Source organism: Citrobacter freundii ATCC 8090 = MTCC 1658 = NBRC 12681 (assembly GCF_011064845.1).
GTDB lineage: Bacteria > Pseudomonadota > Gammaproteobacteria > Enterobacterales > Enterobacteriaceae > Citrobacter > Citrobacter freundii.
Genome location: NZ_CP049015.1, coordinates 1,169,809 through 1,185,076, shown reverse-complemented (window position 1 = coordinate 1,185,076; position 15,268 = coordinate 1,169,809). Strand labels below are relative to the sequence as shown.

General features: G+C 53.7%; 13 protein-coding genes. 4 read left to right on the top strand and 9 right to left on the bottom strand.

Annotation, left to right across the window (positions count from 1 at the left end; all coding sequences use genetic code 11):
• Nucleotides 1–54 precede the first annotated feature (54 nt).
• The 4 genes from proY to phoB form a co-directional block, all read right to left on the bottom strand.
• Nucleotides 55–1,428, bottom strand: a complete 1,374-nt coding sequence (gene proY, locus G4551_RS05630) for a proline-specific permease ProY (protein WP_003021504.1) — start codon at nucleotides 1,426–1,428, stop codon at nucleotides 55–57.
• An 81-nt stretch (nucleotides 1,429–1,509) separates the two neighbouring features.
• Nucleotides 1,510–2,829, bottom strand: a complete 1,320-nt coding sequence (gene brnQ, locus G4551_RS05625) for a branched-chain amino acid transporter carrier protein BrnQ (protein WP_003021501.1) — start codon at nucleotides 2,827–2,829, stop codon at nucleotides 1,510–1,512.
• 405 nt (nucleotides 2,830–3,234) lie between these two features.
• Complete coding sequence (phoR, locus tag G4551_RS05620) at nucleotides 3,235–4,530, bottom strand: phosphate regulon sensor histidine kinase PhoR (protein ID WP_003835998.1); 1,296 nt, start codon at nucleotides 4,528–4,530, stop codon at nucleotides 3,235–3,237.
• A gap of 50 nt (nucleotides 4,531–4,580) precedes the next feature.
• On the bottom strand, nucleotides 4,581–5,270 hold the full coding sequence (gene phoB, locus G4551_RS05615; RefSeq protein WP_003021496.1) for a phosphate response regulator transcription factor PhoB: 690 nt from the start codon (nucleotides 5,268–5,270) through the stop codon (nucleotides 4,581–4,583).
• Nucleotides 5,271–5,460: 190 nt separating this feature from the next.
• Between phoB and sbcD the strand changes: the two genes are divergently transcribed.
• The 3 genes from sbcD to araJ all read left to right on the top strand — a co-directional run bounded on the left by sbcD (nucleotide 5,461) and on the right by araJ (nucleotide 11,168).
• Nucleotides 5,461–6,663 (top strand): exonuclease subunit SbcD, encoded by a 1,203-nt coding sequence (gene sbcD, locus G4551_RS05610; protein ID WP_003836000.1) that lies wholly within the window; start codon nucleotides 5,461–5,463, stop codon nucleotides 6,661–6,663.
• Entirely contained in the window at nucleotides 6,660–9,803 is a 3,144-nt protein-coding gene (gene sbcC / locus G4551_RS05605) for an exonuclease subunit SbcC (RefSeq protein ID WP_003836002.1), read from the top strand. Before sbcD ends, sbcC begins: the two co-directional genes overlap by 4 nt.
• A gap of 192 nt (nucleotides 9,804–9,995) precedes the next feature.
• A complete protein-coding gene (gene araJ, locus G4551_RS05600) occupies nucleotides 9,996–11,168 on the top strand; it encodes an MFS transporter AraJ (RefSeq protein WP_003836004.1) in 1,173 nt (390 codons plus the stop codon).
• Between the two features lie 7 nt (nucleotides 11,169–11,175).
• Here the strand turns inward: araJ and mak are convergent, their stop codons facing one another.
• Nucleotides 11,176–12,084 (bottom strand): fructokinase, encoded by a 909-nt coding sequence (gene mak, locus G4551_RS05595; protein WP_003836005.1) that lies wholly within the window; start codon nucleotides 12,082–12,084, stop codon nucleotides 11,176–11,178.
• Between the two features lie 91 nt (nucleotides 12,085–12,175).
• On the opposite strand from mak, the gene rdgC reads away from it, so the two are divergent.
• Entirely contained in the window at nucleotides 12,176–13,087 is a 912-nt protein-coding gene (rdgC, locus tag G4551_RS05590; protein WP_003021479.1) for a recombination-associated protein RdgC, read from the top strand.
• A 49-nt stretch (nucleotides 13,088–13,136) separates the two neighbouring features.
• Here rdgC and ppnP read toward each other — a convergent pair whose 3' ends face one another.
• From ppnP to aroL, 4 genes are all read right to left on the bottom strand, one after another.
• A complete protein-coding gene (gene ppnP / locus G4551_RS05585) occupies nucleotides 13,137–13,421 on the bottom strand; it encodes a pyrimidine/purine nucleoside phosphorylase (RefSeq protein ID WP_003021477.1) in 285 nt (94 codons plus the stop codon).
• Nucleotides 13,422–13,492: 71 nt separating this feature from the next.
• Entirely contained in the window at nucleotides 13,493–14,170 is a 678-nt protein-coding gene (locus tag G4551_RS05580; protein WP_003830963.1) for an AroM family protein, read from the bottom strand.
• Between the two features lie 246 nt (nucleotides 14,171–14,416).
• Nucleotides 14,417–14,608: a protein YaiA gene (yaiA, locus tag G4551_RS05575; protein WP_003021472.1), complete on the bottom strand. Its 192-nt coding sequence runs from the start codon at nucleotides 14,606–14,608 to the stop codon at nucleotides 14,417–14,419.
• A gap of 26 nt (nucleotides 14,609–14,634) precedes the next feature.
• The gene (gene aroL / locus G4551_RS05570; protein WP_003836009.1) at nucleotides 14,635–15,180 is read right to left on the bottom strand and encodes a shikimate kinase AroL; all 546 of its coding nucleotides are present in this window, start codon (nucleotides 15,178–15,180) and stop codon (nucleotides 14,635–14,637) included.
• Between the last annotated feature and the right edge of the window lie 88 nt (nucleotides 15,181–15,268).

Below are 15,268 nucleotides of genomic sequence, written 5' to 3'. Positions count from 1 at the left end.
GAGTTCGGGGGAGGAGAAAATTGCCGGGTAACGCAAAGCTACCCGGCAAAAATATTACTGTGCTTCAGCAAGTTGGCGCTCGCGACGGCGCTTGAATCCCCAGCCGACCAGCAGCAGGACAATCCACGCAAAGCCGACGTACAGCGAAATGCGGGTATCCGGATGATAGCCGATAAGCGCGATGATAAAGACCAGGAAAATCAGGCCAACAACGGTCGTCGTTACCCCACCCGGTACTTTAAATTTCAGCGCTTTGACCTCTTCTGGCGGCAGACGACGACGGAAAGCAATCTGCGACAGCAGGATCATAATCCACACCCAAACCGTGGCGAACGTTGCCAAAGAGGCGATCACCAGGAAGACGTTTTCCGGCATGATGTAGTTAAGATAAACCGCAAACAGCAGCGCGATGGTCATCACCATCACCGTAACCCACGGCACGCCACGACGCGACGTCTTGGCAAACATTTTTGGGGCACTGCCCTGCTCCGCCATGCCGTGTAGCATACGTCCCACACCGAAGACGTCAGAGTTAATTGCCGACAGCGACGCAGTCAGAACCACAAAGTTGAGGATCCCGGCAGCAAAGGTAATGCCCATATGCTGGAACGTCATAACGAACGGGCTACCGTCGGTACCCACCTGGTTCCACGGGTAGATAGACATAATGACGAACAACGTCCCCACATAAAACACCAGGATACGCATTGGTACGGAATTGATAGCGCGCGGAATAGATTTTTCCGGGTCTTTGGCTTCGCCTGCGGTAATCCCGATAATCTCAATCCCGCCGTAAGCGAACATCACCATTTGCAGCGACATCACCATGCCGAGCCAGCCGTTGCTGAAGAAGCCACCATTGCTCCATAAGTTATGGATACCGGTCGGTTGCCCGCCGTTGCCAATCCCCCAAATGATGATACCGAAACCGGCGACAATCATGATGATAATGGTGGCGACTTTGAAGAACGAGAACCAGAACTCCAGCTCGCCAAACACCTTCACGCTCATCAGGTTGATGGCGCAGATAATCAGCACTACGCTGAGTACCCAAATCCAGTGCGGTACGGCCGGGAACCAGACGCCCATGTAAATACCAAAGGCAGTCACATCGGCAATGGCGACAATCAGGATTTCAAAACAATAGGTCCAGCCGGTGATATAGCCTGCCAGCGGTCCGAGGTTTTCCTGCGCATAGCGCGAGAAGGAGCTGGCTGCAGGGTTATGAACAGACATTTCGCCCAGCGCGCGCATAATAATATACGCCGCTACGCCGCCGATAATATAGGCCAGCAACACGCTTGGCCCCGCCATTTTGATGGCATCGGCCGAGCCATAGAACAACCCGGTACCAATTGCTGAACCTAATGCCATAAAGCGGATGTGCCGGGTGCTCAGCCCACGCTTTAGCTTGTTATTACTTTCCATCGATTCCTAACCTGTTAACACAATAAAAAAACCACGGGGCCATGTTAATAGCCCCGTGGTTAAAACTTATTGTCAGTGATATTAGTGTGCGCTGGAGGTCACTTGTCGACCCGCGGCGCGATCCCAGATAACTGCCAGGACCACCATCACGACTGTTGGCATCAACCACGCCAGCCCCTGCTCCGCCAGCGGTAAACGCTGGGTCCAGGCCGGTAACACGTCGCCAATTGCAGAAGCTTTAATGCCATCAAGGATACCAAAAATCAGGCTGATAAACATCGCAGGTGCAATGACGCGGGAAGAATTATGCCACCATGAGCGGGTAAAGCTTAATACAACCAGTGCGATACATGGCGGATAGATAGCCGTCAGCACCGGAATAGAGATCTGAATCAGATGGCTCAGACCCAGGTTAGAAACCACCATCGAGAAGCCGCCGAGGATAAATACCAGCGTACGATAAGACAGTGGAACGTACTGGGCAAAGAACTCTGCACACGCACAGGTCAAGCCAACCGCGGTGACCAGACAGGCGATGAAAATCAGCGCCGCCAGCAGGAAGCTTCCTGCACCGCCAAAGGTGTGCTGAACATACGCATGCAGAATCGCCGCGCCGTTAGCAGACTGATCGACCAGAATCGCGCTATCTGAACCCAGACGGAACAGCGCGAGATACAGCAGCGTTAAGCCCACACCCGCCATTAAACCCGCCCAAACGGTGTAACGGGTCAGCAGACGCGCTTCAGTAACACCACGTGAGCGAGCGGCGTTAACGATAACAATACCAAACACCATCGCGCCCAGCGTATCCATGGTCAGATACCCGTTCACGAAGCCATTAGAAAATGCCGCAGTTTGGTAGGCTTCCATCGCATTACTGATCGGGCCTGCTGGCCAGACGATTGCGGCGACAGACAGAACCACCAGCGCCAGGATTTTCAGCGGCGCCAGGAAATTACCCACCGTATCCAGCAGTTTGCCCGGATACAGCGAAACCAGAATCACAATCGCGAAATAGATAACGCTATAGATAAACAGCGGCAGCGCAGAGTCTCCGGTCAGCGGTGCAATCCCGACTTCGAAAGAGACCGTCGCGGTACGCGGGGTAGCAAATAACGGCCCAACGGCCAGATAGCAAACAGTCGCCAGTAGCAGACCAGCAACTTTACCGATAGGTGTGCTCAGTCGGTCCACACCACCACCGACTTTCGCCAGCGCGACAACGGTAAGTACCGGCAGGCCAACGGCGGTAATCAAAAAGCCAAAAGCCGCAGTCCAGACGTGTTCACCTGCCTGCAAACCAACCATTGGGGGGAAGATGATGTTACCTGCACCAACGAACAGTGCAAATGTCATAAATCCCAAAGCGATAATATCGCGCGATTTTAACTGATGGGTCATAAAGTCTTACTGCCTGTGGATGTGGTGTTGAAAATAATAAATTTTTGCCTTTCCCTGGGGGACAATACAGCGGCATTTTTGCTCAATTCCAGCGGGAAACACTCCCGACCTGGCGCGGCGAAGAATAGTTTTTCGATTTACCGCGTAAATGCAGTCGGTATGACAGCATCTGGAGCGCAATTTAAACGCTTATAACGTTTTAAAGCAAGGTGGGATCCAAAAACCAGAACAATATAGCGATATGAAAAATGGGGTTAGCACAAAACACCATTTCATGGAAAAAGGTATGGGTAATAGTTCGAACAAAAAACAATCAAACGTCGTAAAATTCAGGAGTCATATATTGACCGCATAGAAAAAGCCAGCTTGTGCTGGCTTTTGGAAAGATAATCTTACGAATGTGCTTTAACCGTTACTTTTGGCAATCAAACGTTCCGGGATCACGAAACTAAATCGCGTCCCTTTGCCTGGTTCGCTTTCGATATTCAAACGGCTGTCGTGATGATGCAGCGCATGTTTCACGATGGCAAGGCCCAACCCGCTACCGCCCGTTTGCCGCGATCGCGCCTTATCTACCCGATAAAAACGCTCGGTCAGGCGTGGAATATGCTCGGCGGCAATGCCTGGACCGTTGTCTTCCACGCAAAACTCCGCCCCCGACGCCACATGCCGCCAGCCAACGGTAATGTGCGTTCCCGCTGGTGTGTGGTTCACCGCGTTGTACACGAGATTCGAGATAGCGCTACGCAACTGCTCCTCGTTGCCCCGCACGTTCAGGCTGTTATCGACATCAAAGGTAAACGTATGTTTATGCTGGCTCAGGGTTTGCGCTTCGTGCTCGATCACGCGCAGCATCATGGGCACATCGACTTTCTCATTCAGTTGCAACGTCGGAGCAGCTTCAATTTTTGACAGCGTCAGCAGCTGCTTCACCAGGCCTTCCATACGGTACGTTTGTTCGCGCATGGTATGCAGCGCTTTTTCGCGCGTTGTCCCTTCCAGCGGATGCTCCTGCATCATTTCCAGATAACCTTGCAGCACCGTCAGCGGTGTGCGCAGCTCATGGCTGGCGTTGGCGAAAAAGTTTCGCCGTGAACCTTCCAGTTGGTGCATCTGGGTAACGTCGCGCGCCACCATCAGCAGTTGCTTATCCGTGTAGGGCATCACGCGAATTTCCAGATGCCGTCCGGTATTGAGCACCAGATTGATAGGCCGGCTAAAGTCGCGCGTTTTCAGATATTGAGTGAATTCCGGGTATCGCAGCAGGTTAAGAATATTTTGCCCGCTATCGTCCGGCCAGCGCAGTCCCAGAACCTGCTGAGCCAGTCCGTTACACCAGAAGATACCGCCTTCTTCGGTGGTCAATACCACCGCGTCGGGTAGTGATTCCGCCCCGCTGCGAAAACGTTTGATCAGGTTACCCAGTTCTCGACGGCGCTTTTTGTTGCGCAGCTGCATTTGATGCAGCCCATATAACAACGGCTCCCAACTGCCTCGCCCCGGCGGCGGCGTCATGCTTCTGTCAACCCATAGCCACCAGGACAAACGTAATAGATTCCAGAAATGCCAGATAAGCAGGCCCGTTACCGACACCAGTAAAAACCAGGGCAGGTAACCGAAAAAAGCGCTAAGGATAAATGCCGGTATGCAGCACAGGATCAGCTCCAGTACCAACCTTTTCCATGACAATCGTTCTAGCAAACGTCTTACTCCATAAACGGCCTAATCCATCAGGCCCTGATTCTTGTCAGTCAGAAGCGGGTCGAAAAACGATATCCCGTCCCGCGAACTGTCTGCACCATTCGATCGTGTCCGCTGTGCTCCAGCGCTTTACGTAAGCGGCGGATATGCACATCCACTGTCCGGTCTTCCACGTAGACATTGGTTCCCCAGACATGATTGAGGAGTTGTTCACGGCTGTAGACGCGCTCAGGGTGGGTCATAAAGAAGTGCAACAGTTTGAATTCGGTCGGCCCCATATCCAGCGGATCCTCGCCGGTCATCACGCGATGCGAGGTCGGATCAAGGCTTAGCCCCTGCATCTCAATAACCTCTTCCACCGCCATCGGTGAAATACGACGCAGAACCGCTTTAATACGCGCCACCAGCTCCTTGGGAGAAAACGGCTTGGTAATATAATCATCCGCACCGGTTTCCAGACCCCGGACGCGGTCTTCCTCTTCACCTCTCGCCGTCAGCATCATCACGGGGATATCCCGCGTCATGGCTTCGCGCTTGAGATGTTTAATAAACTGCAGACCCGAGCCGCCGGGAAGCATCCAGTCAAGCAGGACGAGATCCGGCCAGGGTTCATTGAGTTGGTTCACAGCACTGTCATAGTCTTCGGCTTCTACGGGTTGAAAACCGTTTTGCTCGAGCACGAAGCAGACCATTTCACGAATTGGAGCTTCATCTTCTACGACCAGAATACGTCTCGCCATGATTTGCCCTGTTTATAATTAAATCGTTTGCCATCAATACGGTGCCATTATGCGTCAGTTTTATGACAGATTTATGAAAAGATAGCCCAGGTTTAACGCAGCCCGGCGAATTATGACAGCCCGGAGACAAGATATTACCGTCCTTGAAAGGTTATAATCCCCACCACTGTTTTATCGTCATGGAACTCTTATGCGCATCCTTCACACGTCTGACTGGCATCTGGGCCAAAATTTCTACAGCAAGAGCCGCGCCGCTGAACATCAGGCCTTTCTCGACTGGCTGCTGGAAACGGCACAATCCCACCAGGTGGATGCCATTATTGTGGCGGGTGATATTTTCGATACCGGCTCACCGCCAAGCTACGCTCGTGAGCTGTATAACCGTTTTGTCGTTAATTTACAGCAAACCGGGTGTCATCTGGTGGTGCTGGCAGGCAACCACGACTCCGTCGCCACACTCAATGAATCCCGCGATATACTGGCGTTTCTCAACACCACGGTCGTTGCCAGCGCCGGCCATGCGCCGCAGATTCTGCCGCAACGTGACGGCACGCCGGGGGCAATTCTGTGCCCGGTTCCTTTTTTACGTCCACGCGACATCATTACCAGCCAGGCCGGGCTAACCGGGCAAGAAAAACAGCAACATTTGCTGTCAGCCATCACCGACTATTACCAGCAGCAGTATCAGGATGCCTGCACGCTGCGTGGTGATCAGAATCTGCCCATCATCGCGACCGGGCATTTGACCACCGTCGGCGCCAGTAAAAGTGACGCCGTCCGAGACATTTATATCGGTACGCTGGACGCCTTCCCTGCACAAAACTTCCCTCCGGCGGACTACATCGCGCTGGGCCATATTCACCGGGCGCAGGTTATCGGCAGCACGGAGCATATTCGCTACTGCGGCTCGCCGATCGCTCTCAGTTTTGACGAGTGCGGCAAAAACAAATGCGTGCATCTGGTGAGCTTTGAAGCAGGGAAACTCAACGCCGTCGAGAATCTCACCGTACCGGTCACCCAGCCGCTTGCGGTACTGAAAGGCGATCTCGCCGCCATTACCGCCCAGCTTGAGCAGTGGCGCAACGTACAGCAAGAGCCGCCGGTGTGGCTGGATATTGAAATTACCACCGATGACTATCTGCATGATATGCAGCGTAAAATCCAGGCCTTGACCGAAGATTTACCGGTTGAGGTGTTATTGGTGCGCCGCAGTCGGGAACAGCGCGAACGTATTATGGCCAATGAACGTCGTGAAACATTAAGCGAGCTGAGCGTGGCGGAGGTTTTTGACCGCCGCCTGGCGCTGGAAGAACTCGAAGAACCGCAGCGCGAGCGGCTTAATCAGCTGTTTAGCGCAACCGTACAGACGCTTGCCGGGGAGGCTGAAGTATGAAAATTCTCAGCCTGCGCCTGAAAAACCTCAACTCCCTGAAGGGAGAATGGAAAGTCGATTTCACCGCAGAACCTTTTGCCAGCAACGGGCTGTTCGCCATCACCGGGCCCACTGGCGCGGGGAAAACCACCCTGCTGGACGCAATTTGCCTTGCGCTGTACCACGAAACGCCGCGCCTGAATACTGTGTCACAGTCGCAAAACGACCTGATGACCCGCGACACAGCGGAGTGTCTGGCCGAGGTGGAGTTTGAGGTGCGGGGCGAAGCCTACCGCGCATTCTGGAGCCAGAACAGGGCACGCAACCAGCCTGAGGGCAACCTGCAGGTCCCGCGCGTAGAGCTGGCCCGCTGCGCCGACGGTAAAATCCTCGCCGATAAAGTCAAAGACAAGCTGGAGATGACCGCCGAGCTTACCGGGCTGGATTACGGTCGTTTTACCCGTTCCATGCTGCTCTCTCAGGGCCAGTTTGCCGCATTTCTTAATGCCAAACCAAAAGAGCGCGCCGAACTGCTGGAAGAGCTGACCGGCACAGAGATTTACGGTCAAATCTCCGCTATGGTGTTTGAAAAGCACAAATCAGCGCGTACGGAGCTGGAAAAACTACAGGCCCAGGCCAGCGGCGTGGCGCTGTTAGCACCAGAGCAGGTGCAATCCCTGACGGAAAGTTTGCAGGTACTTACTGACGAAGAAAAACAATACCTTACCAGCCAACAAACCCAGCAACAGCACCTCAACTGGCTCATTCGGCAAAATGAGCTACAAACGGATATAAACCGTCACCAGCAGGCATTACAGGCAGCGCTTCAGGCGCAAGAAGACACGCAGCCGCAGTTGGCGGCACTGAGTCTGGCACTGCCGGCCAGGGCGTTACGCCCGCACTGGGAGCGAATTCAGGAACAAACGGCTACTATCGAGCGTACACGCCAGAAGATTCAGGAAGTGAATGCTCGCTTACAAAGCAGCTTAACGCTGCGCGGGCGTATTCGCCAGCAGGCGCAAATGCAGTCGACCTTGATACTAGCCGAACAACAGACGTTAACCGACTGGCTTAATGAGCATGATCGCTTCCGCTTATGGAGTAGCGAACTGGCAGGATGGAAAGCGCTGCTGGCCCAACAGTCCGACGCCAGCGCCCAGCTACGCCAATGGCAGCAGCTGCGAGAGAACGACACGCGTAAGCTCAATGCACTAACGCTTCCCGCGCTGACCCTTTCGCCGCAGGAGGTAACGGATGCGCTGGCGCAACATGTGCAGCTTCGTCCATTACGCCAGCGGCTGAGCAATTTACACGGACAAATCACCCCGAAGCAAAAACAACTGGCACAGTTACGCGCCACGCTTGTACAGCGTCAACAAGAGTTGACCCAGCGCAACGCGGTGCTTGCCGAAAAACGTCAGCGCTATAAAGATAAAAATCAGCAACTTACCGATGTGAGAGTCATTTGCGAGCAAGAAGCCCGCATCAAAGATCTGGAAAGCCAACGGGCATTGTTGCAATCCGGCATGCCTTGCCCGCTATGCGGCTCCACCGCACATCCGGCGATTGAACGCTATCAAACGCTCGAACTGAGCGTGAATCAGACGCGGCGTGAGGCACTGGAAAAAGAGGTCAAAACACTGGCCGATGAGGGTTCAACGTTACGCGGCCAGCTTGAGGCGATAACCCAGCAACTTCAGCGGGATGAACGCGAAGCACAGACGCTTTCTCAGGAGGAGCAAGCACTTACTCAAGAGTGGCTGACCGTCACCGCCAGCCTCAACGTCACGCTACAACCGCAGGATGACATTGCCCCGTGGCTGGCCGCTCAGGAAGAGCACGAACAACAGCTTCACCAGTTGAGCCTGCGTCATACCCTGCAGGCGCAAATCACCGCGCATACCGAGCAGATTACCCAGCTCCAGCTGCATATTGACCAGCGCCAGGCGACGCTAACCGCCGAGCTTTCCCGCTATGGTCTGGCCCTTCCACCCGAGGATGACGTCGCCTCATGGCTAAGCGAACGGGCGAACGAAGCACAAATGTGGCAACAGCGTCAGAATGAACTGACCGAGTTACAGGCCCGGATTGCCCAGCTTGCGCCGCTGCTGGAAACGTTGCCTGAAACCGAGGCGCTTTCTGAAAACATTGAGGATTTGTCGCTGGAAAACTGGCGGCAGGTGCACGACGATTGCCTCTCTTTACAGGGACAGTGGCAAACCTTGCAACAGCAGGAGGCGCAGGACGTTCAGCGCGCCGCGGAAATCCAGGCGCAGTTTGATGCCGCATTGCAGGCCAGCATCTTTGCCGATCGCGACGCCTTTATTGCCGCCCTGCTGGACGAAGAGACCTTTAATCGCCTGGAGCAGTTGAAGCAATCACTGGAAGGCCAGCGACAGCAGGCCCAAACGCTGGTTAATCAGGCCCAGCAGGCACTGGCGGCTCATCAACAGCAGCAACCAACAGAAGTGGATCTCACGCTGACGGCGCAGCATCTGCACGACGCGCTGGCGCAGCTCACCCAACTGCTACGCGATAACACTACTCGTCAGGGCGAAATTCGCCAGCAGCTCAAACAAGATGCTGAAAACCGCCAGCAGCAGCAGGCGCTGATGCAGGAGATTGAAAAAGTCGCGCAGCAGGTCGAAGACTGGGGGTATTTGAATGCACTGATCGGCTCGAAAGAGGGAGATAAGTTCCGCAAATTTGCCCAGGGGCTGACGCTGGATAACCTCGTCTGGCTTGCCAACAACCAGTTAACCCGTCTGCACGGTCGCTATTTGTTGCAGCGCAAGGCCAGCGAAGCGTTAGAGCTGGAAGTGGTTGATACCTGGCAGGCCGATGCCGTACGTGATACGCGTACGCTTTCCGGCGGCGAGAGCTTCCTCGTGAGTCTGGCGCTGGCGCTGGCGTTGTCCGATCTGGTCAGCCACAAAACCCGAATTGACTCCCTGTTCCTCGACGAAGGTTTCGGCACGCTGGACAGTGAAACGCTGGATACCGCCCTGGACGCGCTTGATGCGCTCAACGCTACCGGTAAAACCATTGGCGTGATCAGCCACGTCGAAGCGATGAAAGAGCGCATTCCGGTACAGATCAAAGTGAAAAAAATCAACGGTCTGGGCTACAGCAAACTCGACAAAATGTTTGCGGTGGAGTAATCGGCCAGCGGATGTGGTGTCACAGGCCGGATAAGCGCTAACGCTATCCGGCACGCTAGGTAGCACAATATTGCATACTCAGGGACGGATATGAAATGGCATTCCACTTCACTTATCCGCAAGCTATCGCTATTGGCGGCGAACATTCGTCGCTATGACGCATATCCTGCGTCTTTCTTGTTGGCAGGTGGTATGAAAAAAGTCATTTTCTCTTTAGCGCTCGGAACATTTGGGCTGGGCATGGCCGAGTTTGGCATCATGGGTGTCCTCACTGAGCTGGCGCGGGACGTGGGAATTTCCATTCCTGCCGCTGGCCATATGATTTCGTTTTACGCCTTTGGCGTAGTGTTTGGCGCGCCCATTATTGCGCTCTTTTCCAATCGCTTTTCGCTCAAACATATTTTGCTGTTTCTGGTCACCCTGTGCGTGATTGGCAACGCCATCTTCACCCTCTCTTCCTCGTATTTTATGCTGGCGGTGGGCAGGCTGGTTTCCGGCTTCCCTCATGGCGCATTTTTCGGCGTGGGCGCGATTATCCTGTCGAAGCTGGCCCGTCCGGGAAAAGTCACTGCCGCCGTCGCGGGCATGATTTCGGGGATGACCGTTGCCAATCTGGTTGGCATTCCCGTCGGCACCTGGCTAAGCCAGGAATTTAGCTGGCGCTACACGTTTCTGCTGATAGCCGTCTTTAATATCGCCGTAATAGTCTCGGTCGCTTTTTGGGTCCCCAACATTAGCGATGAGGCAAAAGGGAAACTGCGCGAACAATTTCACTTTTTGAAAAGCCCCGCCCCGTGGTTCATTTTTTCCGCCACCATGTTTGGGAACGCCGGGGTTTTCGCCTGGTTCAGCTACGTCAAACCGTACATGATGTATATCTCCGGCTTCTCCGAGGCGCTAATGACCTTCATCATGATGCTGGTGGGATTGGGAATGGTGTTGGGAAATCTGCTAAGCGGTAGGCTGTCAGGCCGTTATACGCCGCTGCGAATTGCGGTAATAACCGACTTCGTCATTGTGCTGGCTCTGCTGCTGCTCTTTGCCTTTGGCGGCATCAAAGCCGCGTCGCTGACCTTCGCTTTCATTTGCTGCGCGGGTCTGTTTGCTCTGTCGGCGCCGTTGCAAATTTTGCTGCTGCAAAATGCTAAAGGGGGAGAACTACTGGGCGCGGCTGGCGGGCAAATTGCCTTCAATCTCGGCAGCGCGATTGGCGCGTACTGCGGTGGCATGATGTTGACGCTGGGATTTACCTACAACTACGTGACGCTGCCGGCTGCACTGCTGTCGTTTTCTGCGATGTCCTCGCTGCTGCTCTATGGTCGCCTGAAGCGCGGCGTGCAACAACAGGTTGCACCCGCGACATAACAACCGTTTATACGTGCGGCCACAGCCAGGCCGCGCCGCGCACGCCGCTGGAGTCACCGTGCAACGCCTGGCGTAGAGGCGTTTCACACTCGCCACCAAAAACAAATTGCTGCATCAACGTCGGAACGTTTTGATACAGTCGATCGACATTGCTCATTCCGCCACCCAGCACAATGACGTCCGGATCGAGAATATTCACCACATGTGCCAGTGATTTCGCCAGACGAAGCTCATAGCGGCTCAACGCTTGCTCCGCAAGAGTATCCTGCGCATTAACAAGGCTGATAATTTCACTGCCTTTGAGCGGCTTACCGCTCAGGCGCTGGTAGTCGGTGGCAAAACCGGTCCCAGAAATGAAGGTTTCAATGCAGCCTTGCTTGCCGCAATAACAAGGGACTTCCTGCCGATAACGCAGCTCATCTTCGTCCATCCACGGCAGCGGATTATGCCCCCACTCCCCTGCGGTACCGTTACCGCCGGTGTGTGCCCGACCATTCAGCGCCACGCCTGCGCCACATCCGGTGCCGATAATCACCGCAAACACGGTTTGCGCCCCCGCCGCCGCACCATCCACCGCTTCAGAAACCGCCAGACAGTTGGCATCATTTGCCAACCGCACTTCGCGATTCAGACGCGAACTCAGGTCTTTGTCAAAAGGTTGCCCGTTAAGCCAGGTCGAGTTGGCATTCTTTACTACCCCGGTGTAGGGCGAGATTGAACCGGGAATGCCCATTCCCACGGTTCCCGTCTGCCCGGTAGCGTTTTCCGCCATCTCCACCAGCATGGCGATGGTTTCTATCGTTTGCCAATAATCATCACGCGGCGTGGGCAGGCGATGGCGAAAAAGCTGTTCGCCCGCATCGCCAAGCGCAATAACTTCCGTTTTCGTACCGCCCAAATCGATACCTATACGCACTGTTTGCTCCTCTTCCCGATTAACAATGCAAGCATAGCGACAATTCGCTATCATGCCCGCTGGATTTAACGACAAGGCCGTGGAAATTATCATGCTGTGGTTCAAAAATTTAATGGTTTACCGTCTTAGCCGCGATGTTTCTTTGCGTGCCGAAGAGATGGAAAAACAGCTGGCATCAATGACGTTCACCCCTTGCGGTAGCCAGGATATGGCAAAAATGGGCTGGGTTCCGCCGATGGGATCGCACAGCGATGCATTAACGCATACCGCCAATGGCCAAATTATTATCTGCGCCCGCAAAGAAGAAAAAATTCTGCCGTCGCCGGTTATCAAACAGGCCCTGGAAGCCAAAATATTCAAACTGGAAGCTGAGCAAGGTCGCAAACTCAAGAAGACCGAAAAAGACTCACTGAAAGATGAAGTTCTGCACTCATTGCTGCCGCGCGCCTTTAGCCGCTTCAGCCAGACAATGATGTGGATCGACACCGTCAACGATCTGATCATGGTCGACTGTGCAAGCGCGAAAAAAGCGGAAGATACGCTGGCGCTGCTGCGTAAAAGCCTCGGTTCGCTGCCGGTCGTTCCGCTGACGATGGAAAACCCTATTGAGCTGACGCTGACCGAATGGGTTCGCTCCGGCACAACAGCACAAGGGTTCCAGTTACTGGATGAAGCTGAACTGAAAGCGATCCTTGAAGACGGCGGTGTGATCCGCGCGAAAAAGCAGGATCTGGTCTGCGACGAAATCGCCGTGCATATCGAGGCGGGCAAACTGGTCACCAAGTTGGCCCTCGACTGGCAGCAGCGTATTCAGTTCGTTATGTGTGACGACGGCTCCATTAAGCGTCTGAAGTTCAGCGACGAGCTGCGCGATCAGAACGAAGATATCGACCGTGAAGATTATGCTCAGCGTTTTGATGCCGATTTCATCCTGATGACAGGTGAACTGGCGGCGCTGATTAAAAGTCTGGTGGAAGGATTAGGCGGCGAAGCGCAACGTTAGCCCTGTTTAGCGAATGGCGACACAATATCGCCATTCGTCATTTTTACGCTTACAAATAGCGGCAAAGATAGGATGTTGGCTCTGCTACCTGCAGATGAAACTCACTGTTGCCCGGTACGTTAAACACGTCTCCTGCGGCATAGACTTTCCACTCGGTTTCCCCTGGCAGCAGCACGTTCAGTGCGCCACTAACCACCGTCATCTCTTCAGGCGCCGCAGTACCAAAGGTATATTCACCTTCAGCCATCACGCCTACACTGGCGCGGCCAGTACTGCTGCTGGTAAAACCGATCGATTTTACTTTGCCGGAAAAGTATTCATTACTTTGAAGCATACAACTGGCCCTATCTCGTGATTAAGTTAGGAACCAATATAGGGGGCTGACGTTCCACCTGTCACGCAAAATTACGCCAGCAATTCCGAAGCTAGCCGGGCAATCAACACATTGGACAGCAGAACCGGGACATCCAGCGACTTTTGCAGTAAATCACGATGGCGTTGATGAAAACCCAGGCAGTCCAGCATGAGAACATCAGCGCCTTGCTCAAGGAGATATTTCCCGGCATCAATCAGCTGTTGTTCAGAACCTTCTACTGGATTCGCTACGGCATACACTGGTGGCGTTTGTAACACCTGCCACTTTTGTGTCTGGGCTTTGAGCAATTCAGCAACAGGTACTATGACCCCAACCTGATGCCCTTCGACAATCGAAGCCACTAACGGGGGAATAATGCGTATGGGTTCCAACAAGATGCTATTGCGGGCGGTCAGACGGGTGATTGAAGCGGTACTCATCAGCAGGATCACATCAAATCCCTGATTATCGAGAACCTCCACAATGCTTTGCAGCGAGCGTTCCACTTTCTGACGTGAGACATGAGCAAGTTGGTGGTCGCTAAGCAGTGTTAATAACAGCTCGTCACCGGGTGAAGCCCCGTACTCGGCCATCACATCTTCTCGCTGCATCTGCCCCAGCAGACTGTGGTGAGTAATGTGCTGTTCATCAATATATTCCGTCAGGAGCGGTAACATCTCACACATCGGCACAACGCCAATCGTGAGGATAGCCAACGACGTACTCATTTGTTGCTCCACCGTCTTCTTACTTTGCTGTGAAATCCCGGATAAGTGCCGGGCGCTGACCTGTGCTACAAATGCTCAAAAGCGTAGCAGTAGATCGGCGGTGTATTGTGTAAAGATTCCAGATCATTCCAGTACTGGATTGTTATTGTTTAATTTTCAATTTTTACTGTATACAGCGAAATTTAAAAAAATGTGATGCACGCCCGGACTGGCACTTTTAAGACTCGTGCCAGGGCGGTCTTCGTATCAGGTTTTATCGGGGTCTTCGTAGCGTTTTTTAGCATCCATCGCTTCCTGAGCCGAAGGATGCTCACTGATCAACGAATTCGGTTTAGGGTGATCGGCACGAAGTTGATACCAGGTTACCGTCTGGCCTGGCGTCCCTTTTTCAACCGTAACAATGGTCGCTTGACGTGGGTAAGGTGGTTGTGTCGGCATAGTTCTTCCTTTTCACTGGATGAACATTAAGTATAGACACCGCCCTGCAACCGTGGCGCTGCCTGCGCCAGTATCCCAAGAATGTCTTCCACCACCTGCGCAGGCGCATTAGTGGCATCAACGATATAGTGCGCGGCTTCGCGATACAAAACATCTCGCTGGGCGAGCACTTCCTGCACTTCTTCAGTCAACGGCTTGCCGGTTAAGGTCGGTCGTAATCCTTCTTCAGGCGTCGCCTCCAGACGATCAACCAGTACCGATACCGGTGCGCTTAAATAGATAACCACGCCGTGGCTGCGCATGTAGTGACGGTTAAATTCGGTAAGAATAATACCGCCGCCGGTCGCAACAACCGTTGCTGGTGCTGTGACAGCCTGCAGAGCGGTCGTTTCCTGGGCACGAAACCCTTCCCACCCTTCTCTTTCGACGATTTCCGCCACGGTCATTTGCACGTGCGATTGCAACCAGCGATCGGTATCAACGAACTGGAAATCAATAGCCTTTGCCAGCGCCATACCGGTTGTCGTCTTACCACACCCCCGGGGGCCAACAAGAAAAAGAGGTTGCGTCATCACAGAATTTCCCCAGAGAGCCGCCAACAAGCGGGATCTGATGCGGTTAAAAATATAATCATATCATCAAACTAGTACACAGCCAAAA